Here is a 22,104-nt window from a genome sequence, read left to right on the forward strand (position 1 = left end):
GCGCATGAAGAGTCAACTCGCCTGGTGGGCGCGTGGGGAGAGTGTGCGACAGGCATATGCGGGCCCGGCGCGCACACGGTGTGTGAATGACGCGGGCCCGGCGCTCCGAAGAGTGCCGGGCCCGCGTTCGTAGCACTGTGTAATCAGCACCCTGGAACGGACAGTGTGCAGGTCAGCCGTACGTGTAGAAGCCCGAGCCGGACTTCCGGCCGAGCCGGCCCGCGTCGACCATGCGCTGGAGCAGCGGGGGAGCGGCGTACAGCGGCTCCTTGTACTCCTCGTACATCGAGAACGCGACCGAGGCGACGGTGTCCAGGCCGATCAGGTCCGACAGCTTCAGCGGGCCCATCGGGTGGGCGCAGCCGAGCTCCATGCCGTTGTCGATGTCCTCACGGCTGGCGATGCCCGACTCGAACATCCGGATTGCGGAGAGGAGATACGGGATCAGCAGCGCGTTGACCACGAAGCCGGAGCGGTCCTGGGCGCGGATCGCGTGCTTGCCGAGCAGCTTCTCGGCGAACTGCTGGGCGCGGGCCAGGGTGCCCTCGGAGGTGGTGAGCGCCGGGATCAGCTCGACGAGCTTCTGCACCGGGGCCGGGTTGAAGAAGTGAATGCCGACGACCTGGTCGGGCCGCGAGGTGGCGACCGCGAGCCGCACCAGCGGGATGGAGGAGGTGTTGGAGGCCAGGATCGCGTCCGGGCGGGTCACCACCTGGTCGAGCACCTGGAAGATCTCGGTCTTCACCTGCTCGTTCTCCACGACCGCCTCGATGACCAGGTCGCGGTCCGCGAACTCGCCGAGGTCGGTGGTGAAGCTCAGGCGGGCCTGCGTCGCCGCCAGCTCGTCCGCCGTGATCTTGCCGCGTTCGGCGGCCTTGGTCAGGGAGTTGAACAGCCGGGTGCGGCCGATCTCCAGGGCCTCGCCGGTGGTCTCGGCGACCTTCACGTCCAGACCGGCGCGGGCGCACACCTCGGCGATGCCCGCCCCCATCTGGCCGCAGCCCACCACTCCGACGCGTGCGATGTCTCCCGCCGGGAAGTCCGTCACTTCGTCCCTTTCGCTGGTCTTCACCTCTGGCAGGTCAGCCGTGGCCGGTTCCTGCTCCGTTCGTGCACGTTACTCCCAAGTATCGATGATCGATCGCCGGGGTCCGTCATCCGTCGGGCATTCTGGGGCCGGGAGACGATCCGTGACCGCGCGGATCCATGGAGTCGGGGGAGTGTGCACATGGGACGTCTGTCGCGCCGGGCCTTCGCCCTGGCCGCGCTGTCGACCCTGACGACGGCCTCGGAAGCGGCGGCCACGCCACGGCATCCGAGGCGGGCGGCGACCGAGATGCGGGGGGTGTGGCTGGCCACCGTGGGCAACCGGGACTGGCCGTCGCAGCCGGGGCTGACCGCCGCCCAGCAGCGCGCGGAGCTCATCGCGCACCTCGACCGGGCGGCGGCGGACCGTCTGAACACGGTGATGTTCCAGGTGCGGCCCACCGCCGACGCCCTGTGGCCCTCGCCGTACGAGCCGTGGTCGCAGTACCTCACCGGGACACAGGGCAGGAACCCGGGCTGGGACCCGCTCGGCACGGCCGTGACCGAGGCGCACCGGCGGGGCCTGCAGCTGCACGCCTGGTTCAACCCGTACCGCATCGCCCTCCACAGCGACCCGACGAAGCTGGTCGCCTCCCACCCTGCCCGCCGACACCCGGACTGGGTGGTGCCGTACGCCGGAAAGCTCTACTACAACCCCGGGCTGCCCGCGGTCCGCGCCTTCGTCCAGAAGGCGATCCTCGACGCGGTGCACAAGTACCCCGTGGACGCGGTCCACTTCGACGACTACTTCTACCCGTACCCGGTGCCAGGCCAGACCTTCGACGACGACGCGGCCTACGACCGTTACGGCGGGGATTTCGTCAGCCGGGCCGACTGGCGGCGGAACAACATCGACAAGCTGGTCCTGGAGACGGCGGCCGCCATCAAGCGGATCCGGCCCACCACCCGGTTCGGCATCAGCCCCTTCGGGGTGTGGCGCAACGACTCCACCGACCCGCTCGGCTCGGACACGAGCGCGGGTGTGCAGTCCTACGACGACAACTTCGCGGACACCCGTAAGTGGCTGCGTGAGGGCTGGCTCGACTACCTGGTGCCGCAGCTCTACTGGAACATCGGCTTCGCCGCCGCCGACTACGCGAAGCTGGTGCCCTGGTGGGCGGAGCAGGCGCGCGGCAGCAGGACGAAGCTGTACCTGGGCGAGGCCCTCTACAAGGCCGGGGACCCGGCGCAGCCAGCCGCCTGGCAGGACCCCGCGGAACTGTCCCGGCACCTCACGCTCGCGCGCCGGTACCAGCAGGCTCGCGGGCACGTCTTCTTCGCCGCGCGGGAGATCGCGGCGGACAAGACCGGGGCGATGGCACGGGTGGTCGCCGACCACTATCAGAAGCCGGCGATTCCCCCGCGCTGAGTCACCGGCCGGTCTGCTGGAACCGGTGCCGGATCTCGGTGTCGGGGCCGGGTGAGCACACGCCCTCGTGCCCGTCCTCGAAGCGGACGCGGTACGGGGGGTTGCCCTCCTGACCCATCACCTCGACGATCTCGCCGACCTTGTCCTGCTGTCCGACCACCCTGCCGTGCTGGACAAGCTGGTCGCCCACGGTTGCACGCATCAGCGGTGCCTCCTCACCAAGTGAGCGGTCCGTGGCCTGATTTTACGGCGCGGGGGCCTACTGGGAGCCGGCGCGTACGCGTCGCTCAACCCCGCGCCCGCTGGGTGACCGCGATGCACACGAGCACCGCCGCGGCCGTCAGCGGGGCGGCCACCGTCAGGTGCTCGCCGAGCAGCAGCACCGACCACACCAGTGTGAGCAGGGGCTGGGCAAGCTGCAACTGGCTGGCCTTCGGGATCCCGATCGCCGCCATGCCCCGGTACCAGACGACCAGGCCGAGGAACTGCGAGCCCGCCGCGACCCAGAGCAGTCCGGACACGCTGTGCGCGGTGAGGTGGACGGGTTCGTACGACAGCGCGAGCGCCGCCGCCGGCACGCTGAACGGCAGGCACAGCACCAGCGCCCATGCGATGACCTGCCAGCCGGGCATGACCCGGGCCAGCCGGCCGCCCTCGGTGTAGCCGGCCGCGCACACCAGCAGGGCGGCGAAGAGATACAGGTCGGCGGTGCTGAGTGCGCCGCCGCTCTGCTGCACGGTGAAGGCGACCACCGCGGCCGCGCCCGCGAGAGCCGCCGTCCAGAAGGTGCGCGAGGGACGGGTGCCGACGCGCAGGGCGGACAGCAGCGCGGTCGTCAGGGGGAGGAGACCGACCACGACGGCGGCGTGCGCGGTGGTCGACGTCTGCAGGGCGAGCGTGGTCAGCAGCGGGAAGCCGACGACGACACCGGCGGCGACGACCACGAGCCCCGGTCGGTCACGACGGCTCGGCAGGGGCACCCGCAGCGCCAGCAGACAGCCGCCCGCGATCAGCGCCGCCAGCACACTCCGGACGGCGACGAGGGACCAGGGTCCGAAGCCCTCGAGCCCCCACGCCGTCGCGGGGAAGGTGAGGGAGAAGGCGGCGACTCCGAGGGCGGCCTGGAGGGTGCCGACGGTCTGCGTGGGGGTGATGACCGCTATCCGGGTCGGCGCAGTAGCGCTACTCTCTACTTTCATGCATGAGCGTAGCAGTGTCGGTGAACTGGCGGAACAGCTCAGACATGAGCTCGACCGCTACTCTCCAGGTGGAAAGCTCCCGTCGAGTCGGGCGCTGGTCGAACGGTTCCGGGTCAGTCCGGTGACCGTCTCCCGCGCCCTCGCCCAGCTCGCCGCCGAGGGGCTTGTGGTCACCCGGCCCGGCGCCGGAGCCTTCCGCGCCCGGGCCCGGACCACCGCCGCCGCGGCCGGGGACACCTCGTGGCAGGAGGTGGCGCTGAGCGCGGACGGCGCCGCCGACCTAGTACCGCGCTCGGTGGACGCGTCCGGCGTGCTGGTCTCGCTGGCCGCCCCGCCGCCGGGCGTGATCGAGTTCAACGGCGGGTATCTGCACCCCAATCTCCAGCCGGAGCGCGCGATGTCCGCGGCCCTGGCCCGCGCGGGCCGCCGTCCCGGTGCCTGGGGACGGCCTCCGACGGAGGGACTGCCGGAACTGCGTGAGTGGTTCGCGCGGAACATCGGCGGGGCGGTCACGGCCGCGGAGGTGCTGATCACCGCGGGCGGCCAGTCGGCGCTCACGACGGCGCTCCGCGCGTTGGCCCCGCCCGGCGCACCTGTACTGGTGGAGTCGCCCACCTACCCGGGCATGCTGGCCATCGCCCGCTCCGCGGGCCTGCGGCCGGTCCCCGTCCCGGTCGATCCGGACGGCGTGAAGCCGGACCTGCTCGCCGACGCGTTCCGGGCGACCGGCGCCCGGGTGTTCGTCTGCCAGCCGCTGTTCCAGAACCCGACCGGCGCGGTGCTCGCCCTCGAACGCCGGGGCGAGGTGCTGCGGATCGCCCGCGAGGCCGGCGCGTTCGTCGTGGAGGACGACTTCGTACGACGGCTGGTGCACGAGGACGCCGGCCCGCTGCCGCGTCCGCTGGCCGCCGACGACCCCGACGGAGTCGTCGTCCACGTCAGCTCGCTGACCAAGGCGACCTCGCCCAGCTTCCGGGTGAGCGCACTCGCCGCCCGTGGCCCGGTACTGGAACGCCTGCGCGCGATCCAGATCGTCGACACCTTCTTCGTCCCGCGCCCACTCCAGGAGGCGGCCCTGGAACTCGTCGGCTCGCCGGCCTGGCCCCGCCATCTGCGCACGATCTCGACGGAGTTGAAGGCCCGCCGGGACGCGATGACCACCGCACTGCACCTCGACCTCCCCGAACTGGCCCTCCCGCACATCCCGTCGGGTGGCTACCACCTGTGGCTGCGCCTGCCCGACGGCACGGAGGCCGCCCTGACCTCGGCAGCGCTCCGCGCGGGCGTCGCGATCACCCCCGGCCGCCCGTACTTCAGTGCCGAACCCCCCGCCGGACACCTCCGGTTGAGCTTCGCGGCGGTGGCGGGTCCACAGGAGATCACCGAGGGCGTACGGCGGCTCCGTACCGCCTGTGAGGAGGTGCTCTAGCCGCGCGGCACCGGCGCCACCCCGCACAGGAACTCGGCGGTCGCGAAGAGTTCCGGCGTCAGGCGTATGCCGGTCAGACGGTGGGCGAGAGCGAAGGAGGCGCCGGTCAGGGCCGCGTAGTACGCGTCGTGGTCACCGTCCTCGTCGCGCTCGGCCAGGTCGAAGCCCGACTCCCGCATGGCGTCGAGGAGTTCGTCGGGACGGCTCCCATGGCGTTCGTCGGCGAAGAGCGGTTGGAAGTGCAGGCGCAGATCGCCGTCCTCGTACCAGCAGAAGCGGTCCACCGCGTTGACGTTGAGGAAGTGGGAGACCACCCTGCGGCCGCGCGAGACCGGCAGCATGGCCGCATCGGTGACGCCGAGGTAGCCGTTGAACTCGACCATCAGCGTCCAGCGGCCCGTCGCCGCGGCCCCGGCGAACTGCCGGGCCGGGCGGGACACCTCGTACGACGGCCCGGCCAGTCCGTCCACCCCGACGATCCGCATCCGCCCTTCGGCGCCCAGCTCTCGGAGCAGCTCCTCCGGTGTGATGTCCCGGACCAGCGTGACGCAGTACGCCTCCAGCAGGAGCTCGTACCGCTCCTTGAGCCACGCGTAGTCCGCGGCCGTCGTCATCCCCGTCATCCCCGTCATGTCCGCAGCATGGCACCCGGCACTGACAACGGCCTCCGTCCGCCGCGAAAACCGTTCGACGCCGACGGTCGTGAGCTGGGAATCTCCCGGCATGAACGACACCCCGCCCCTCGCCGAGGGCTACGAGATCTCCACCGACCCGGACCGCCTCGACGCCGGGCGGGTGCATCACTGGCTGTCCACCGACGCGTACTGGGCCATCGGGCGCCCGCGGGAGAAGCAGGACCGGGCCATCGCGGAGTCGCTCAACTTCGGGGTGTACGACACGGCGTCGGGGGAGCAGGTGGGGTACGCGCGGGTCGTCACCGACAGGGCCACCTTCGCCTGGCTGTGCGATGTGTACGTGGACCGTGCCGTACGCGGGAAGGGGATCGGGGTGGCCCTCGTCGGGGCGGTGCGCGAGCACCTGCGGCCGCACGGGCTGCGGCGGATCTTGCTCGCCACCCGGGACGCGCACGGGGTGTACGAGAAGCTGGGGTTCGCGCCACTGGTCGAGCCGGACATCTGGATGGCGCTGGTCCTCGACCGGTGAACCTGCGCACACCCAGGGTAACCGCCCGGTAACGCCTCTTGACCTGCGCACTTCCGCGGCTCACGATCGCCGCATGCAACTTCGGGTCACGTTCGTCGCCGCCGCGCGCAGCTCCTCGCTGCTCGCCGAGCGGTTCGAGGACGACCGTCCGCTCGACCAGGCCGGCTGGGACGAGGTGCTGGCCGCCGCGCGGGAACTGCTGCCGCTCGCGGCGGCCGAACTGCGCTACTGCTCGCCCACGCCCCGCAGCCGTGCCACCGGGGAGGCCCTCGGCTACTCCCCGCTGGTCCAACTCGCCCTGCGGGACTGTGACATGGGCCGCTGGCGCGGGCTGACCCTCGGCGAGGCGATGGCCCGTGAGCCGGGGTCCGTGGACGCGTGGCTCGCCGACCCGCGGGCGACCCCGCACGGCGGTGAGTCACTGCTGACCTTCATCTCGCGGGTGGGGGAGTGGCTCGACACCCGGCCGGTGGAGGACGGCGGCCGTGTCGTCGCCGTCGCGGAGCCCGCCGTGATCCGGGCCGCGCTGGTGTACGCCCTGAAGGCTCCGCCGTCGACCTACTGGAACATCGACGTACGCCCCCTGTCGGCAACCACGGTCACGGGCCGGGCGGGCCGCTGGAACCTCCGCTTCGAGGGGGCGCCGGCTCACCCTGTGCGGGGCTAGGGGAGGGGGCGCGTGGTGCGGGCCGGTGGCTGGTGGGTCTCGTGCGGGTGGCTGCGGGGGCTCGCTGGTGGGTTACCGGCTGTTTTATGCGGGCGGGTCCGCGCCGTGAGCCGTTGGCCGTCCGGGCGGTGGCTGTCGCGTGGTCTGGTGCGGTGAGGTGTCGGTCGGCCTGTGTCGGTGGTGGTCGTCGGGGCTTGCGTGGGGTGTCGTGGCCGCTCTTGGGTGAGGTGGCCTCCGGGTTCCGCGTGGTGGGTCGCCGACGGTGTCCTGGGGGCGGTCGGCGGGCCCTCTCGTGCGGGTGGCTCCCAGGCGTACCCGTGCCCTGAGTAGACGGCCGCCGCCTGCCGGAGGCTGCCGTTGGACTCGTGCCGTCAGCCGTCTCGTGTGCGCAGCGGCCCGCAGTCGCCCGCCCCCGTACGCGTGTAGTCGGTCGTCAGGACGAGGTCCTTGGCCGGGCCGCCGACCCGCCACACCGTGCGCCAGTGGTCCGCGTCCAGGACGGTGAACTCGCCGCGGTAGAGGTCGGCCGCGCAGGGGTGGTCGGCGACATGGTGGCCGGACGTCAGGTCGAGGTCGTGAAAGGGGCGGCCGTCGGAGAAGCGGACGTCCGCCGTGCCCGGTGATCCTCCGGGCAGGAAGCGCAGGGTCCGTTCGGCGGGGCGCGGGACGCCCTGCCAGGTGAAGGTGCCGGACTCCTCGGACAGCAGGCCGCCGCCCTCCAGTTGGCCGAAAGCGGTGGTGCCGGAGAACTCCCCCTCCGCCCCGCTCTCCAGATCCCGCACGGTGCGCTCGGTCCGCCAGGTGCCGGCCAGATACCTCAGCGCATCCGGCACTGGCCAGAACCCGCTCATGCGTCCCTCACTTCCGACACTTTCGGTACCGCGCGACCCGTTGACGCTCCGGAATCCCCCTCCCTATCTTGCCGTTCGAAGTGCTGATCATTGTCTGATATTTCGAACCCGACTTCGGTAGAACCCCACTTCGACAGAGCCGCGGAGCATCCATGTCACGCACCCGCTGGAGACTCGGTCTCGGCGCCACCGCCTTCCTGGTGGCCGCCGGTCTGGTCCCCGCACCCGCCCATGCAGAGGACGTCACCGACTACGCGATCACCGTCGACCCGGCCGCCAAGGGCGCGAAGATCGACGACACGATGTACGGCGTCTTCTTCGAGGACATCAACCGCGCCGCCGACGGAGGTCTGTACGCCGAGCTCGTACAGAACCGGTCCTTCGAGTACTCCACCGCCGACAACTCCTCGTACACCCCGCTGACCTCGTGGACGGTCGACGGCACCGCCCAGGTCGTGAACGACGACGGGCGCCTCAACACACGCAACCGCAACTACCTCTCCCTGGCGGCCGGTTCGTCCGTCACGAACGCCGGATACAACACCGGCATCCACCTCGACGAGGGCAAGAAGTACGACTTCTCGGTGTGGGCGCGCGCGGGCGCCGGTACCCAACTCGCCGTGTCGTTGCAGGACGCCGACGGTGCGCTGGCCACGGCCCGCCGGGTCGCCGTGACGAAGAGCGGCTGGGCCCGGTACAAGGCCACCTTCACCGCCACCCGGACCAGCAGCGCCGGCCGCCTCACCGTGGCCTCCTCCGCCGCGGCCGCCCTCGACATGGTGTCCCTGTTCCCGCGCGACACCTACCGCGGTGAGTCCAACGGCCTGCGCAAGGACCTCGCCGAGAAGATCGCCGCCCTGCGTCCGGGCTTTGTGCGGTTCCCCGGAGGCTGCCTGGTCAACACGGGCTCGATGGAGGACTACAGCGAGGCCTCCGGCTGGCAGCGCAAGCGCTCGTACCAGTGGAAGGACACCATAGGCCCGGTCGAGCAGCGCGCCACCAACTCCAACTTCTGGGGCTACAACCAGAGTTACGGCCTCGGCTACTACGAGTACTTCCGGCTCTCCGAGGACCTCGGCGCCATGCCGCTGCCCGTCGTCCCGGCCCTGGTGACCGGCTGCGGTCAGAACCAGGCCGTTGCCGACGACGCGCTGCTGAAGCGGCACGTCCAGGACACCCTCGACCTCATCGAGTTCGCCAACGGCCCGGTGACCTCGACCTGGGGCAAGAAGCGCGCCCAGATGGGACACCCCAAGCCCTTCCGCCTCACCCACATCGAGGTCGGCAACGAGGAGAACCTGCCGAACGAGTTCTTCGCCCGCTTCAAGGAGTTCCGCGCCGCCGTCCAGGCGAAGTACCCGGACATCCAGGTGATCTCCAACTCCGGCCCGGACGACTCCGGTACGACCTTCGACACGGCCTGGCAGCTCAACAAGGACGCCAAGGTCGACATGGTCGACGAGCACTACTACAACAGCACGCAGTGGTTCCTGCAGAACAACGACCGCTACGACTCCTACGACAGGAACGGTCCGAAGGTCTTCCTCGGCGAGTACGCCTCCCTGGGCAACACCTTCAAGAACGGTCTCGCCGAGGCGGCGTTCATGACCGGTCTCGAGCGCAACGCGGATGTCGTCAAACTCGCCTCCTACGCCCCGCTGTTCGCCAACGAGGACTACGTCCAGTGGCGCCCGGACCTGGTCTGGTTCAACAACCACGCCTCCTGGAACTCCGCCAACTACGAGGTCCAGAAGCTCTTCATGAACAACGTCGGCGACCGGGTGGTGCCGTCGACGGCCACCGGCACGCCCTCGCTGCTCGCCCCGATCACCGGCGCCGTGGGCCTGTCGACGTGGGCGACGACGGCGGCGTACGACGACGTGAAGGTCACGGATGCCGACGGCCGGGCGCTGCTCACCGACGACTTCTCCTCCGGTGCCTCGCGGTGGACGCACACCGGCGGCGGCAGCTGGAGTGTCCAGGACGGGCAGTACGTGCAGACGGACGTGGCCGCCGAGAACACCATGGTCTCGGCGGGCGACCCGAGTTGGCACGACTACGACCTGCAGGTGAAGGCCACCAAGAAGGCCGGCAAGGAGGGCTTCCTCGTCGCCTTCGGCGTCAAGGACACCGGCAACTACTACTGGTGGAACATCGGTGGCTGGAACAACACCCAGTCCGCCGTCGAACAGGCCGTGGACGGCGGCAAGTCGACGCTGATCTCCAAGGCGGGGTCGGTGGAGACCGGTCGCACCTACGACGTCGACGTCAAGGTGCGGGGCCGTCAGGTCACCCTCTACCTCGACGGTCAGGAGTGGGACAGCTTCAAGGACGACAGGCCGGCCGAGCCGTTCCGGCAGGTCGTCACCAAGGACAAGAAGACCGGTGACCTGATCGTCAAGGTCGTCAACGCCCAGGACTCGGCGGCCCGTACGGCGATCGACCTGGGCGGCGCCAAGGTGGCGTCCAAGGCCCGGGTGACCACGCTGGCGGCCGCCCCGGACGCCGTGAACAGTGAGACGTCGACCGCGGTCGCCCCGGTCACATCCACCTTCGACGGGGTCGCCGGGAAGTTCTCGTACACCTTCCCGGCGAACTCGGTCACCTTCCTCAGGATCAGGCAGAGGTAGCTCGACCCTCCGGCGTGGGCTGCTGTCCGACGGGCAGCAGCCCACGCTCGGCGAATACCTTCTTCGCCACGGCCATGGCGTTCAGCGCCCTGGGGAAGCCGCAGTAGCCGGCCGACTGGAGCAGCGCCTCGGCGATCTGCTCAGGGGCCAGGCCCACGTTCAGGGCGGTGTGGACGTGCACCTCCAGCTGGGTCTCGCAGCCGCCGAGCGCGGTGAGCATGCCCAGCGTCACCAACTGGCGGTCCCGGGGCACGAGCTGCGGACGGGAATAGATCTCGCCGAACCCCCAGGCGACGAGCTGGTGGCCCATCTCCGGGCTGATGTCGGCCAGTGAGTCGACGACCAGCTGTCCCACCTCGGGATTGACGCTCCCCAGCATCTCCAGGCCGCGCGCGAAACGCTCCTCGCGGGTGGTGCTCTCGCTCATGTCAGCTCCCTCTGCCCGTACGGTCCCCTCGGCCACCGTTGCCTCCGGGGCGTACGGAATTCACTGCACCGCCATCTGCGGTAGGACAACCAACCGTATGCACCCCCGGTCTAAATCGGCGCAGCAACAACGCACGGGGTGAACGCCCCGGACGGGGGCTTGAATTGACCAGCAAACAGGGCGTGCGACCGACCGTCCTGCCCGAACCTAAGACCGCGGACGACCACACAGGTGAGCGGCCGCCGCCCGGACCGGGACAGGCCGCCCTGCTCGCGGCGACGATCACCGTCGTCGTGCTCTGCGCGGCCGACGCCGTGGCCCGCAGCTACCCCTTCGGCCCGCGCACCCGGAACGTCAACGACCTGGGCAACCAGTACGTCCCGTTCCACGCGCACCTGTGGGACCTGCTGCACGGCAAGGCCACCGGCGGACTCCTCGTCAACTGGCAGTCCGGGTACGGCGCGAGCTTCCTGCCCGACTTCGGCACCTACCTCACCAGCCCGTTCGCCCTGCTTGTGGCGGTGTTCCCGAGGGACCGGATCGATCTCGCGGTGTACGTCATCACCGTGCTGAAGATCGCGTGCGCCGGTGCCGCCATGGCCTGGCTGCTGCTGAGGCTGCGCCCAGGGCGCTGGTGGGCGGCGGGGCTCCTCGGCGCGTCCTACGCCCTGTGCGGATGGACCGTGGCCACCGCCTCGTACAACCTGATGTGGCTCGACGGACTGATCGCCCTGCCGGCGCTGTGTCTGGTCGGCGAGTGGATCCTGAGCGGCAGGCGCCCGCTCGTCGGGGTGCTGGTCGTGACGGCCGTCTGGATCGCCAACTTCTACACGGCGTACATGGCCACCCTCGCCGCCGCGCTCGTGTTCCTGCTGCGGCTGTGGTTCGCCGGCCTCCCCCGCCGCCGCGCGCTCGGTGCGGTGGGCCGGGCCGTGCTGACCTTCGCGCTCGGCACGGGCCTGGCCGCACCCCTGGTGACGGTCGTGTACTTCGGCAGCGCGCACGCCTCCGTGGGCCGGTTCACCCAGTTCGCTCCGGTCGGCACCGAGGACCTCCTCGCCCGGCTGCTGCCGACGACGTACAGCTTCGGTTCCCCGGCGCTCTTCGTCGGCACCACCGCACTGCTGCTCGCCCTCGCGCTCCCCTTCCACCGGGCGGCGCCGAGGAGGGTGCGCGCCGGTTGGACGCTGCTGGTGGTCGCCGTGACCCTGTCGATGCAGTGGGGGCCGACCCATCTGGCCTGGCACGCCTTCGCCGAGCCGCAGGGCAGTTCGTACCGCCAGACCTTCGTGGTGTGCGCACTGCTGGTCATCGCGGCCTGGCACACGCTCTCCTACGGCCCTCTCGACCGGCGGGCCCTGGGCGCGGCCGTCGGGCTGCTCGCCCTGATCGCGCTCGTCGCGAGCGGCAGCCCGCTGGTCCGCGTCTTCGCCTGGCCGGTGTTCCTGGTGGCCGCCGTGAGCGCGGTGCTCGGGCTGGTCCTGCTCGGCCGCCGGCGACCCGTGCTGCGCATGGCCCCGGCCGCGCTCGCCGCCGTACTCCTCGTGGGGGCACAGCTCGGCGAGGCCACCGCCACCGATGCCGTGGCCACCCGGATGCGGTTCGGGCACATGGACGACTACGCCCCCTGGGGCGACCGGCAGCAGCAACAGGCGGACGCGATCGCGCAGGCCGACGGCTGGCCGCGCTACCGCACCGACCCGGGCCGGGAACAGACCGTCGGCAACGACCCGCTGGAGGTCGGCGGTCAGGGCGCCCAGTACTACAGCAGCCACACCTCGGCCGTGCTCAGCAGCACGCTCACGGCTCTCGGGTACGGCTGGACCTCGGGCGGCCGCAGTCTGCAGAGCCTGGACAACGCCGTCACGGACGTCGTCTTCTCCGTCGGCGCCCGGGTGCACTCCCCGCCGGACCCGCACCAGAACTGGTTCCCGCAGGACGGCAGCGGGGTGACCGTGACCAGGCAGGCCGTTCCGCCCCTGGTGACGGTACGGCCGTCCGCCGCGACCGGTGCCTTCGGGCGCTCGCCCTACCGCAACCAGGAGCTGCTGCTGGGCACCCGCGTCTACAGCCTGCCGCGCATCACCGTCCGCAACGGCGCCGGGAGGCGGCCGGACCGCAGTACCGACCAGCGGGAGGGCGTGCGCGTCGGCGGAAGGGCGACGATCGCCGCCCAGTGCCGGGCGGGCAGTGAGGTCTACCTCTGGGCGCCCCACTTCGCGGGCACCGCCCGGCTCGCCGGCCCCTCCGCCGACGGTCTGACGGGACGGTTCAGGGCCGACTTCCACCCCCTCACCAAGATCGCCGCCATGCAGCGGCTCGGCACGGTGCCGGACTCCGGGCGCCTGACGATCGAGCTGTCCGCGAACCGGATGGGCGTCGTACCGGACCAGGCGGTCGGCTGCCTGGACACCGGGCGTCTTCAGGCCGTCGTACGACAGCTCAGGGCCACCGGAGCGACCAAGGTGTCCGTCTCCGGCTCCGGCGGGACGATCCGGGCCGAGCTCCCGGCGGGCAGCAAGGGCGTCGCCGTCGTCGCGGCGCCCCGGATCGCCGGCTGGCGCTGCGCCTCCGGTGACGCGGCCGCCGTACCCGCGAAGGAGTACCACGGGCTGATCGCCGTGCCACTCGACGGCACCTCGACGGGTGTCACCTGCGACTTCCGTCCGCCCGGTCTGCGCCTGGGGTCGGCCGTCGGGGGCGGCGCGCTCGTGGCGCTCGCAGGACTGGGCGCGTTCGGGGCGGTGCGCCGGAGGAGGGCGTGAGTATGCATGTGGTTGCATAAACGTGCAGCGAAACGTATAGTCATGCCATCCAGGAGGAGGATGACATGGCGGTACGGGCGGCAGTGGCCGGAGCGAGCGGATACGCGGGCGGTGAGGTCCTGCGACTGCTTCTGGCGCACCCTGAGATCGAGATCGGAGCCCTGACCGGCAACTCCAACGCCGGACAGCGACTCGGCTCGCTCCAGCCCCACCTGCTGCCGCTGGCCGACCGGGTACTCCAGGAGACCACGGCCGACGTCCTCGCCGGACACGACGTGGTCTTCCTCGCCCTACCGCACGGCCAGTCCGCCGCGGTCGCCGAGCAGCTCGGCCCGGAGGTCCTCGTCGTCGACATGGGCGCCGACTTCCGGCTCAAGGACGCGGCCGACTGGGAGAAGTTCTACGGCTCCGCGCACGCCGGCACCTGGCCCTACGGCCTTCCCGAACTGCCGGGTGCCCGCGCCGCGCTGGAGGGGACCAAGCGCATCGCCGTGCCCGGCTGCTACCCGACCGCCGTCACGCTCGCCCTGTTCCCGGGCTACGCCGCCGGCCTCGCCGAGCCCGAGGCCGTGATCGTCGCCGCCTCCGGCACCTCCGGCGCGGGCAAGGCGCCCAAGCCGAACCTGCTGGGCAGCGAGGTCATGGGGTCCATGTCGCCGTACGGCGTCGGCGGTGGGCACCGGCACACGCCCGAGATGATCCAGAACCTCAGCGGGGTGGCCGGTTCCCCGGTGAGCGTCTCCTTCACGCCGACCCTCGCGCCGATGCCCCGCGGCATCCTGGCCACGTGCAGCGCTTCCGCGAAGCCGGGGGTGACCGCGGAGAGCGTCCGTGCCGCCTACGAGAAGGCCTTCGCCGACGAGCCCTTCGTGCACCTGCTCCCCGAGGGACAGTGGCCCGCCACTGCGTCCGTCTACGGTTCGAACGGCGTTCAGGTACAGGTCGCCCTCGACGAGTCCGTGGGCCGCATCATCGCGATCAGCGCCATCGACAACCTGACCAAGGGCACCGCCGGCGGTGCCGTCCAGAGCATGAACATCGCCCTCGGACTTCCCGAGGAGCTCGGTCTTTCCACGATCGGAGTCGCACCGTGAGCGTCACGGCAGCCAAGGGATTCCAGGCGGCGGGCATCGCCGCCGGAATCAAGGAGAACGGCAACCCGGACCTGGCCCTCGTGGTCAACACCGGGCCCCGCCGCGCCGCCGCCGGCGTCTTCACCTCCAACCGCGTGAAGGCCGCGCCGGTGCTGTGGTCCGAGCAGGTCCTCAAGAGCGGCCAGTTGTCCGCCGTGGTCCTCAACTCCGGTGGCGCCAACGCCTGTACGGGGCCGAAGGGCTTCCAGGACACGCACGCCACCGCCGAGAAGGTCGCCGACGTGCTCGGCATCGGCGCAGGCGAGGTCGCCGTCGCCTCCACCGGCCTCATCGGCCTGCTGCTCCCGATGGACAAGCTGCTCCCCGGAGTCGAGACGGCAGCGGCTTCCCTGAATGAGCACGGCGGCGAGAAGGCCGCGATCGCCATCAAGACCACCGACACCGTCCACAAGACGTCGGTCGTCACGAAGGACGGCTGGACCGTGGGCGGGATGGCGAAGGGGGCCGGCATGCTCGCGCCCGGCCTCGCCACCATGCTTGTCGTTCTGACCACCGACGCGGACCTCCCGAGCGACGTCCTGGACCAGGCCCTCAGGGCCGCCACCCGGACCACCTTCGACCGCGTCGACTCCGACGGCTGCATGTCCACCAACGACACCGTGCTGCTGCTCGCCTCCGGCGCCTCCGAAGTCACCCCGGACCACGTGGAGTTCGCGGAAGCCGTACGGCAGGTCTGCGACGACCTCGGTCAGCAGCTCATCCGGGACGCCGAGGGCGCCAGCAAGGACATCAAGGTCGAGGTCGTCAACGCGGCGAGCGAGGACGACGCCGTCGAGGTGGGCCGCTCCATCGCCCGCAACAACCTCCTCAAGTGCGCGATCCACGGCGAGGACCCCAACTGGGGCCGCGTGCTCTCCGCGATCGGCACGACCAAGGCCGCCTTCGAGCCGGACCAGTTGAACGTCGCCATCAACGGCGTCTGGGTCTGCAAGAACGGCGGCGTGGGCGAGGACCGCGACAAGGTCGACATGCGCTACCGCGAGGTGCACATCGTCGCCGACCTCGCGGCCGGGTCCGAGACCGCCACGATCTGGACCAACGACCTCACCGCCGACTACGTCCACGAGAACAGCGCGTACTCGTCATGAGCACTACTCGCAAGCACACCGCGCTCCCCAAGGCCCAGATCCTCATCGAGGCGCTGCCCTGGCTGGTCCGTCACAACGGCAAGACCGTCGTCATCAAGTTCGGCGGCAACGCCATGATCGACGAGGACCTCAAGGCCGCCTTCGCCCAGGACGTGGTGTTCCTGCACCACGCCGGGCTCAAGCCGGTCGTCGTGCACGGCGGCGGCCCGCAGATCAGCGCTGCCCTCGACAAGCACGGCATCGTCAGCGAGTTCAAGGCCGGCCTGCGTGTCACCACCGAGGACGCCATGGACGTCGTACGCATGGTGCTGGCCGGGCAGGTGCAGCGCGAGCTGGTCGGGCTGCTCAACGAACACGGGCCGCTCGCCATCGGGTTGACCGGCGAGGACGCGCACACCATCACCGCCACCAAGCACCAGCCCGAGATCGACGGCGAGTTGGTCGACATCGGGCGGGTGGGCGAGATCACCGCGATCGACACGGGCGCGATCGAGGCACTCCTCGCCGACGGCCGGATCCCGGTCGTCTCGTCGATCGCCCGTAGCCAGGACGACGGACATGTCTACAACGTCAATGCTGACACGGCGGCTGCGGCACTCGCTGCTGCTCTTGGAGCGGAGACTCTCATGGTCCTCACGGACGTCGAGGGTCTTTACGAGGACTGGCCGAACAGCGACGAGGTGATCAGCCGCCTCACGGCTTCCCAACTGGAGAAGCTGCTGCCGGAGTTGAGTTCCGGCATGGTCCCGAAGATGGAGGGCTGTCTGCACGCCGTGCGCAACGGCGTGACCACCGCCCGGGTCATCGACGGGCGGGTCCAGCACTCGATCCTGCTGGAGATCTTCACCGACGAGGGGATCGGCACGATGGTCGTGCCGGACGCGCAAGAGGGGGATGCCGTATGACCGACAATCAGGAGCTCACCCAGCGGTGGCAGGGCTCGCTCATGAACAACTACGGCACCCCCAGGCTGCCCCTCGTCCGCGGTGAGGGCCTCAAGGTCTGGGACACCGAGGGCCGGCAGTACCTCGACTTCGTCGGCGGTATCGCCACCAACGCGCTCGGCCACGCCCACCCGGCGATCGTCGAGGCCGTCAGCCGGCAGATCGCGTCCCTCGGCCACATCTCCAACTTCTTCATGGCAGAACCGACCGTCGCGCTCGCCGAACGGCTCATCCAGCTCTTCGGCCGGGACGGCAAGGTCTTCTTCTGCAACTCCGGGGCCGAGTCGATCGAGGCGGCCTTCAAGATCGGCCGGCTGACCGGGCGCACGCACATGGTCGCCACCGAGGGCGGCTTCCACGGCCGGACCATGGGCGCCCTCGCGCTCACCGGCCAGCCCGCCAAGCAGACCCCCTTCCTGCCGCTGCCCGGTGACGTGACGCACGTGCCGTACGGCGACCCGCAGGCACTGGACGCCGCGGTCACCGAGGACACCGCGCTGGTCGTCATCGAGCCGATCCAGGGCGAGAACGGCGTCGTGGTCCCGCCCGCCGGCTACCTCAAGGCGGCCCGGGCGATCACCGCGGCCAAGGGCGCGCTGCTGGTCCTCGACGAGGTGCAGACCGGCATCGGCCGCACCGGCCACTGGTTCGAGTACCAGGCCCACGAGGGCGTGCTGCCCGACGTGGTCACCCTCGCCAAGCAGCTCGGCGGCGGACTCCCGCTCGGCGCGACCGTCGCCTTCGGACGGGCCGCGGAACTCCTTCAGCCGGGGCAGCACGGGACGACCTTCGGCGGGAACCCGGTCGCGTGTGCCGCCGGACTCGCCGTTCTCGACACCATCGCGAACGACGGGTTGCTGGAGAACGTCAAGCAGCAGAGCGAGAGGTTGCGGGACGGAATCGAGTCACTGGGACACCCCTTGATCTCGCATGTCCGGGGTGCGGGGCTGCTCCTGGGTATCGTGCTCACCGAGCCGCTCGCGCCGCAGGTGCAGCAGACGGCTCAGGACGCCGGTTTCCTGGTGAACGCGCCCGCCCCCGATGTCGTACGGCTGATGCCGCCGCTGAACCTCGGCGACGACGAAGTGGACGCGCTTGTTCAGGCGCTGCCCGGCATCCTGGACGGGGCCAACGGGGTCGGATGATCCGGAGAATGAGACGACGATGAGTCATGCGCAGGATCATGAGCAGAACGGGGCCGGCGGTCCCGCCGTGCCACAGACGCGTACCGCGCGCCACCGCCGGATCGTGGACATCCTCAACCGGCAACCGGTGCGGTCGCAGAGCCAGTTGGCCAAGCTGCTCTCCGACGACGGGCTGAGTGTCACGCAGGCGACGCTGTCCCGGGACCTCGACGAGCTGAACGCGGTGAAGATCCGCAACACCGACGGTGACCTGATCTACGCGGTGCCGAGCGAGGGGGGTTTCCGGACTCCTCGGGCGCCGTTGGGGGAGTCGGCGAAGGAGGAGCGGATGCGGCGGCTGTCGCAGGAGCTGCTGATCTCTGCGGAGGCTTCGGCGAACCTTGTGGTCTTGCGGACTCCTCCGGGGGCTGCGCAGTTTCTGGCGTCGGCCATTGATCAGGCTGAGCTGCATGACATCTTGGGGACGATTGCCGGTGACGACACGTTGATGTTGATCAGCCGGAACCCCACGGGGGGACAGGCGCTGGCTGAGCATTTGTTGCGGTTGGCTCAGAACGGGCACTAGAGGTTGTCGGTCGGGCGCGGGTGCGTGGGGGCTTGTCGCGCAGTTCCCCGCGCCCCTAAAAACATCCGCTCACCCCAAGCGGGCAGCCAAACCGCCCGTACAGCGAACTTCATCGCCCGCTGTGATCAGCAGTGCCTCCACGTCCGGCAAACTCTCCAGCCAGGCCAGGCCCTCCCGTGAACCCATCGCGAAAGCCGCCGTCGCCCAGCAGTCCGCCCAGGTGATGGTCGGGGCCACCACCGTCACCGCCAGCAGGTCCGTGACCGCCGAGCGGCCCGTGCGGGGGTCGACGATATGGGCGCCGCGTTCGGCTGTGCCGGACGTCGCCACCGCCAGTTCCGATGCGCCGGCCGCCGAGACCACCGCCGCCAGGCCGCCCGGGCGGAGCGGGTCCGAGACGCCTACGCGCCAAGGGCGTTCCGGGCCCGGTACGCCGAGCAGTTGGACGTCTCCGCCGCCGTTGACGCTTACTCCCGTCGCGCCCGACTCAGCCACACGACGGGCCGCGCGCTCCACCGCCCAGCCCTTGACGATGCCCGTCGGGTCCAGGCGGCCCTCGTAGCGCATGCTGAACCAGCCGTCGCTCAACCGCTCGGCCTCGGCGCCCAGTTCGAGGATCTCGGCGACCTCGGGGTCGCAGTCCGCGACCGTCAGTTCGCCGCGGGCCAGGCGGGAGACCTGGCTGTCGTCGCGGTAGGTGCTGAACACCTCGTTCACGCGGTGCAGTCCCGCCACCGCCTCCCGCAACGCCGTCTGTACGGCGCCGGGTTCCCCGCCGCGGACGTCAAAGGAGAAGACCGTCCCCATGACCTCCTCCGCGTGACGTACCGCGGCGGGAGCTTGTGCCGGCTCGGCCACCGTGTCAGCCACCGGCCTGGTCCAGCGCGGACTGGAGCGACTTCTTGTAGCCCTCGCTGGTGTACGTGGCCCCGGACACCGAGTCGATGTCCGCGCTGCCGGCCGCCACTGCCTCCTGGTTGAGCTTCGGGATGGACAGCGCCGTCTTCTGGTCGCTCGTCCCGCCCTTCGGCGCCTGCACGGCCTCGGCGTTGGTGATCTTGCCACCGCTGACCGTGATCCGGACCTGGACCGGGCCGTACTGGGTCTGGGAGACCGCGCCGGTGACCGTCTTGGCGGCCGCCTCCGCGCTGCCGCCCGCCGGCTGGGACGGCTGAGCCGACGGCTGGGCCTGGGACGCGGCCTGGTTCGCCTTGTCGATCGCCGACTGGAGCGACTTCTTGTAGCCCTCGCTGGTGTAGGTCGCTCCGGAGACCGTGTCGATCTGCGGGCTCTGCTTGGCGACCACGTCCTGGTTGAGCTTCGGGACGGACAGAGCGGTCTTCTGGTCGCTCTCGCCGCCCTTGGGGGCCTGGACCGCCTCGGCCTTGGTGATCTTGTTGCCGCTCACGGTGATCCGGACCTGGACCGGGCCGTACTGCGTCTGGACCACGTCTCCGGTGACCGCGCCCCCGGCGGCCGCCCCGGCGCCGCCCTGGGCCGACTCCTGCGCCGCCGCCGTCTGCTGCGGGATCGTGCCGCCCGCCTGGGCGGACGCCGGGTCCGTGGACGGCTTCAGCGACAGCATCAGCACGACACCGGAGACGGTGGCGGCGGTCGCGAGCACGACTCGACGGACGGGGTGAGACTTCCTCATCGCTTCAACAGCTCCTGGTTTCCCGTCGCTCACATCTCGAACGACTCGTGATGGATGCGGCGGGCGGGCACACCCGCGCCGCGCAGTGCTTCGAACACGGTCTGCGCGAAGCCGTTCGGCCCGCACATGAACACGTCGTGCTTGTCGATGTCGGGGAGCTTGCGCTGGAGGGACTCCGCGGAGATGTCCGGGCGCTCCCCGTCCGGGCTGTTCACCGCGTACATCAGGCGGGCGCCGCGCTCCTCCGCGATGGCGGCGAGCTCGTCCCACAGGGCCAGGTCCTGGGTGGTGTTGGCCCGGTACAGCAGGGTGATGTCACCGGCCGCGCCCGGCAGCGTCTCGAACAGGGCCCGCATCGGCGTGATGCCGACACCGCCGGCCACCAGCAGCACCTTGCCGCGGCTGCGGCGCTGGGCGGTCAGGGCGCCGTACGGCCCCTCCGCCCACACCTTGGTCCCGGGCTCCAGCTCACGCAGCCGCTCGCTGTGGTCGCCGATCGCCTTCACCGTGATCCGCAGCATGCCCGGTCGGGGCGCCGCGGACAGCGAGTACGGGTGGGAGCTGAACCGCATGCCCGGCGCGAGGAACCGCCAGCGGAAGAACTGGCCCGCCTCCGCGCCCATCCGGTGCAGCTTGCGCCCGCCGATCAGCACCGACACCACGCCCGGGGTCTCCTCGACGACCGCCTCGACGTACATCCGATGGCGCAGGTTCAGGCGGATCGGCGTGAGGATCCGGTACCAGACGACCAGCGCGGTGACCGAGCCGTACAGCGCGTACCAGACGGTCTTGGCGACCGGCTCGACCGCGAAGTCGTTGCCGGTGGTCAGCTGGTGCCAGAAGGTCAGGAAGACCGCCGCGTACGTCAGCAGGTGCACGTGGTACCAGGTGTCGTACGGAATCCTCTTGCGCACCCCGCCGATCGACATCAGCCCGATGACGAACAGCAGGCCGGTGCCGATGGCCGCCTTGCCCATGTCCGGCAGCTGGTTGATGGAGTCCATCGTCTGCTGGACGATGTCGCCGAGCCCCTTGCCGGCCTGGAGGGCGTAGCCCCACATGATCAGGAAGACGTGGGCGACGGTCAGGCAGAGCGTGTAGCGGCCGGTCATCGCGTGCCAGCGGGCGACGCGGTCGGAACCCACCCGGCGTTCCAGCGCGGGTACCCGGGCCATCTGCAGCACGACCAGTGCCATCAGGTAGCCGGCCAACAGGCCGGTGATCCGGCCGGCGTTGAGGATCTTGCTGTTGTCGTCGGCGACGGACGGCGTGTTGTGCCACCACAGCCACAACACGCCGGCCGCGCCGGCCCATACGGCGATCAGCAGGACGGTCGCCGGGGAACGGCGCGGACGGATGCGGCGCATCGTCTGACGGCGGGCGGCGCGGCCGCTGGCGAGCGTGGTGGTCACGTTTCCTCCGGGGACGGGGGCAAGGGGGGTGGGCGTGGTCCCTTGGTCCTTGGATACGTGCCGTGACGCCGGTGTGTTCAGCTGCCCGCGGAGTCCAGTGCGGACTGGAGTGACTGGCGGTAACCATCACTTGTGTACGTGGCCCCCGAGACCGTGTCGATGTCCGCGCTCTGCGCCTGGAGGGCCTCGCTCCGCAGCCGGGGCAGGGCATAGCTGTTGATCTCCTGGTCCCGCGGGTTGTCCGTGGGGTAGGTGACCGCCGTGACCTCGGTGAGCCTGCCGTCCTTGATGGTGATGCGGACCTGGACCGGCCCCCACCGGGTCTGGACGGTGTCGCCGGTGACGGTCTTCGTACCGGTGGCGGCCGATCCGGTGCCGGCCGACGCGCTCGCGCTGCCGGAGGGCGCGGGCAGGGCCAGGGCTGCCTGCGGCGAGGCGTGCGGCTTCAGCGACAGCAGCATCACCATTCCGGAGACGGTGGCGGCGCTCGCCAGCACGATCCGGCGCAGCGGACGGTTCTTCTTCAGCGCGTGCACGTGTACGGCCTCACAGTTC

Annotated in this window: 21 protein-coding genes; 11 read left to right on the forward strand and 10 right to left on the reverse strand. The window is 70.7% G+C overall.

Annotated features, from left to right (window positions below; translation table 11 throughout):
- Positions 1-172: 172 nt before the first annotated feature.
- The gene (locus tag AB0D34_RS11000) at positions 173-1,072 is read right to left on the reverse strand and encodes a 3-hydroxybutyryl-CoA dehydrogenase (RefSeq protein WP_362659758.1); all 900 of its coding nucleotides are present in this window, start codon (positions 1,070-1,072) and stop codon (positions 173-175) included.
- Positions 1,073-1,228: 156 nt separating this feature from the next.
- Between AB0D34_RS11000 and AB0D34_RS11005 the strand changes: the two genes are divergently transcribed.
- Entirely contained in the window at positions 1,229-2,455 is a 1,227-nt protein-coding gene (locus AB0D34_RS11005; RefSeq protein ID WP_362659761.1) for a family 10 glycosylhydrolase, read from the forward strand.
- A 1-nt stretch (position 2,456) separates the two neighbouring features.
- Here the strand turns inward: AB0D34_RS11005 and AB0D34_RS11010 are convergent, their stop codons facing one another.
- Both AB0D34_RS11010 and AB0D34_RS11015 read right to left on the reverse strand, forming a co-directional pair.
- The gene (locus AB0D34_RS11010) at positions 2,457-2,657 is read right to left on the reverse strand and encodes a DUF1918 domain-containing protein (RefSeq protein ID WP_053848921.1); all 201 of its coding nucleotides are present in this window, start codon (positions 2,655-2,657) and stop codon (positions 2,457-2,459) included.
- 85 nt (positions 2,658-2,742) lie between these two features.
- On the reverse strand, positions 2,743-3,654 hold the full coding sequence (locus AB0D34_RS11015) for a DMT family transporter (RefSeq protein ID WP_362659764.1): 912 nt from the start codon (positions 3,652-3,654) through the stop codon (positions 2,743-2,745).
- Between AB0D34_RS11015 and AB0D34_RS11020 the strand changes: the two genes are divergently transcribed.
- Positions 3,653-5,083, forward strand: coding sequence for a PLP-dependent aminotransferase family protein (locus AB0D34_RS11020; RefSeq protein WP_362659767.1), 1,431 nt, complete (start codon positions 3,653-3,655; stop codon positions 5,081-5,083). The two genes, AB0D34_RS11015 and AB0D34_RS11020, sit on opposite strands and share 2 nt — an antisense overlap.
- Here AB0D34_RS11020 and AB0D34_RS11025 read toward each other — a convergent pair.
- Complete coding sequence (locus AB0D34_RS11025; RefSeq protein WP_362659770.1) at positions 5,080-5,715, reverse strand: DUF6461 domain-containing protein; 636 nt, start codon at positions 5,713-5,715, stop codon at positions 5,080-5,082. The two genes, AB0D34_RS11020 and AB0D34_RS11025, sit on opposite strands and share 4 nt — an antisense overlap.
- Before the next feature lie 91 nt (positions 5,716-5,806).
- Here AB0D34_RS11025 and AB0D34_RS11030 point away from each other — a divergent pair, with 91 nt between their 5' ends.
- Together AB0D34_RS11030 and AB0D34_RS11035 are read left to right on the forward strand one after the other, a co-directional pair.
- Entirely contained in the window at positions 5,807-6,247 is a 441-nt protein-coding gene (locus AB0D34_RS11030) for a GNAT family N-acetyltransferase (RefSeq protein ID WP_362659773.1), read from the forward strand.
- 73 nt (positions 6,248-6,320) lie between these two features.
- On the forward strand, positions 6,321-6,914 hold the full coding sequence (locus tag AB0D34_RS11035) for a histidine phosphatase family protein (RefSeq protein WP_362659776.1): 594 nt from the start codon (positions 6,321-6,323) through the stop codon (positions 6,912-6,914).
- A 371-nt stretch (positions 6,915-7,285) separates the two neighbouring features.
- Here the strand turns inward: AB0D34_RS11035 and AB0D34_RS11040 are convergent, their stop codons facing one another.
- Complete coding sequence (locus tag AB0D34_RS11040) at positions 7,286-7,765, reverse strand: DUF6314 family protein (RefSeq protein WP_362659779.1); 480 nt, start codon at positions 7,763-7,765, stop codon at positions 7,286-7,288.
- 152 nt (positions 7,766-7,917) lie between these two features.
- Between AB0D34_RS11040 and AB0D34_RS11045 the strand changes: the two genes are divergently transcribed.
- Complete coding sequence (locus AB0D34_RS11045; protein WP_362659781.1) at positions 7,918-10,395, forward strand: alpha-L-arabinofuranosidase C-terminal domain-containing protein; 2,478 nt, start codon at positions 7,918-7,920, stop codon at positions 10,393-10,395.
- Here the strand turns inward: AB0D34_RS11045 and AB0D34_RS11050 are convergent.
- Positions 10,382-10,822, reverse strand: a complete 441-nt coding sequence (locus AB0D34_RS11050) for a carboxymuconolactone decarboxylase family protein (protein WP_362659783.1) — start codon at positions 10,820-10,822, stop codon at positions 10,382-10,384. The two genes, AB0D34_RS11045 and AB0D34_RS11050, sit on opposite strands and share 14 nt — an antisense overlap.
- 182 nt (positions 10,823-11,004) lie before the next feature.
- Here AB0D34_RS11050 and AB0D34_RS11055 point away from each other — a divergent pair, with 182 nt between their 5' ends.
- From AB0D34_RS11055 to AB0D34_RS11080, 6 genes are all read left to right on the forward strand, one after another.
- Positions 11,005-13,587: a YfhO family protein gene (locus tag AB0D34_RS11055; protein WP_362659786.1), complete on the forward strand. Its 2,583-nt coding sequence runs from the start codon at positions 11,005-11,007 to the stop codon at positions 13,585-13,587.
- Between the two features lie 65 nt (positions 13,588-13,652).
- Complete coding sequence (gene argC / locus AB0D34_RS11060) at positions 13,653-14,681, forward strand: N-acetyl-gamma-glutamyl-phosphate reductase (RefSeq protein ID WP_362659789.1); 1,029 nt, start codon at positions 13,653-13,655, stop codon at positions 14,679-14,681.
- On the forward strand, positions 14,678-15,829 hold the full coding sequence (gene argJ, locus AB0D34_RS11065) for a bifunctional glutamate N-acetyltransferase/amino-acid acetyltransferase ArgJ (RefSeq protein WP_362659792.1): 1,152 nt from the start codon (positions 14,678-14,680) through the stop codon (positions 15,827-15,829). Before argC ends, argJ begins: the two co-directional genes overlap by 4 nt.
- Complete coding sequence (argB, locus tag AB0D34_RS11070) at positions 15,826-16,734, forward strand: acetylglutamate kinase (RefSeq protein ID WP_362659795.1); 909 nt, start codon at positions 15,826-15,828, stop codon at positions 16,732-16,734. The genes argJ and argB overlap by 4 nt, the downstream gene beginning before the upstream one ends.
- Positions 16,731-17,918: an acetylornithine transaminase gene (locus AB0D34_RS11075; RefSeq protein WP_362659797.1), complete on the forward strand. Its 1,188-nt coding sequence runs from the start codon at positions 16,731-16,733 to the stop codon at positions 17,916-17,918. The genes argB and AB0D34_RS11075 overlap by 4 nt, the downstream gene beginning before the upstream one ends.
- 19 nt (positions 17,919-17,937) lie before the next feature.
- A complete protein-coding gene (locus AB0D34_RS11080; RefSeq protein WP_362659800.1) occupies positions 17,938-18,483 on the forward strand; it encodes an arginine repressor in 546 nt (181 codons plus the stop codon).
- A gap of 69 nt (positions 18,484-18,552) precedes the next feature.
- Here AB0D34_RS11080 and AB0D34_RS11085 read toward each other — a convergent pair whose 3' ends face one another.
- The 4 genes from AB0D34_RS11085 to AB0D34_RS11100 form a co-directional block, all read right to left on the reverse strand.
- Entirely contained in the window at positions 18,553-19,341 is a 789-nt protein-coding gene (locus tag AB0D34_RS11085) for an FAD:protein FMN transferase (RefSeq protein ID WP_362660126.1), read from the reverse strand.
- A 4-nt stretch (positions 19,342-19,345) separates the two neighbouring features.
- The gene (locus AB0D34_RS11090; protein ID WP_362659803.1) at positions 19,346-20,137 is read right to left on the reverse strand and encodes an FMN-binding protein; all 792 of its coding nucleotides are present in this window, start codon (positions 20,135-20,137) and stop codon (positions 19,346-19,348) included.
- A 29-nt stretch (positions 20,138-20,166) separates the two neighbouring features.
- Positions 20,167-21,549: a ferredoxin reductase family protein gene (locus AB0D34_RS11095; RefSeq protein ID WP_362659806.1), complete on the reverse strand. Its 1,383-nt coding sequence runs from the start codon at positions 21,547-21,549 to the stop codon at positions 20,167-20,169.
- A gap of 77 nt (positions 21,550-21,626) precedes the next feature.
- Positions 21,627-22,085, reverse strand: a complete 459-nt coding sequence (locus AB0D34_RS11100) for an FMN-binding protein (protein ID WP_362659808.1) — start codon at positions 22,083-22,085, stop codon at positions 21,627-21,629.
- Between the last annotated feature and the right edge of the window lie 19 nt (positions 22,086-22,104).

The sequence above is a fragment of the Streptomyces sp. NPDC048420 genome, assembly GCF_040651535.1.
In the GTDB taxonomy this organism is placed as follows: Bacteria; Actinomycetota; Actinomycetes; order Streptomycetales; family Streptomycetaceae; genus Streptomyces.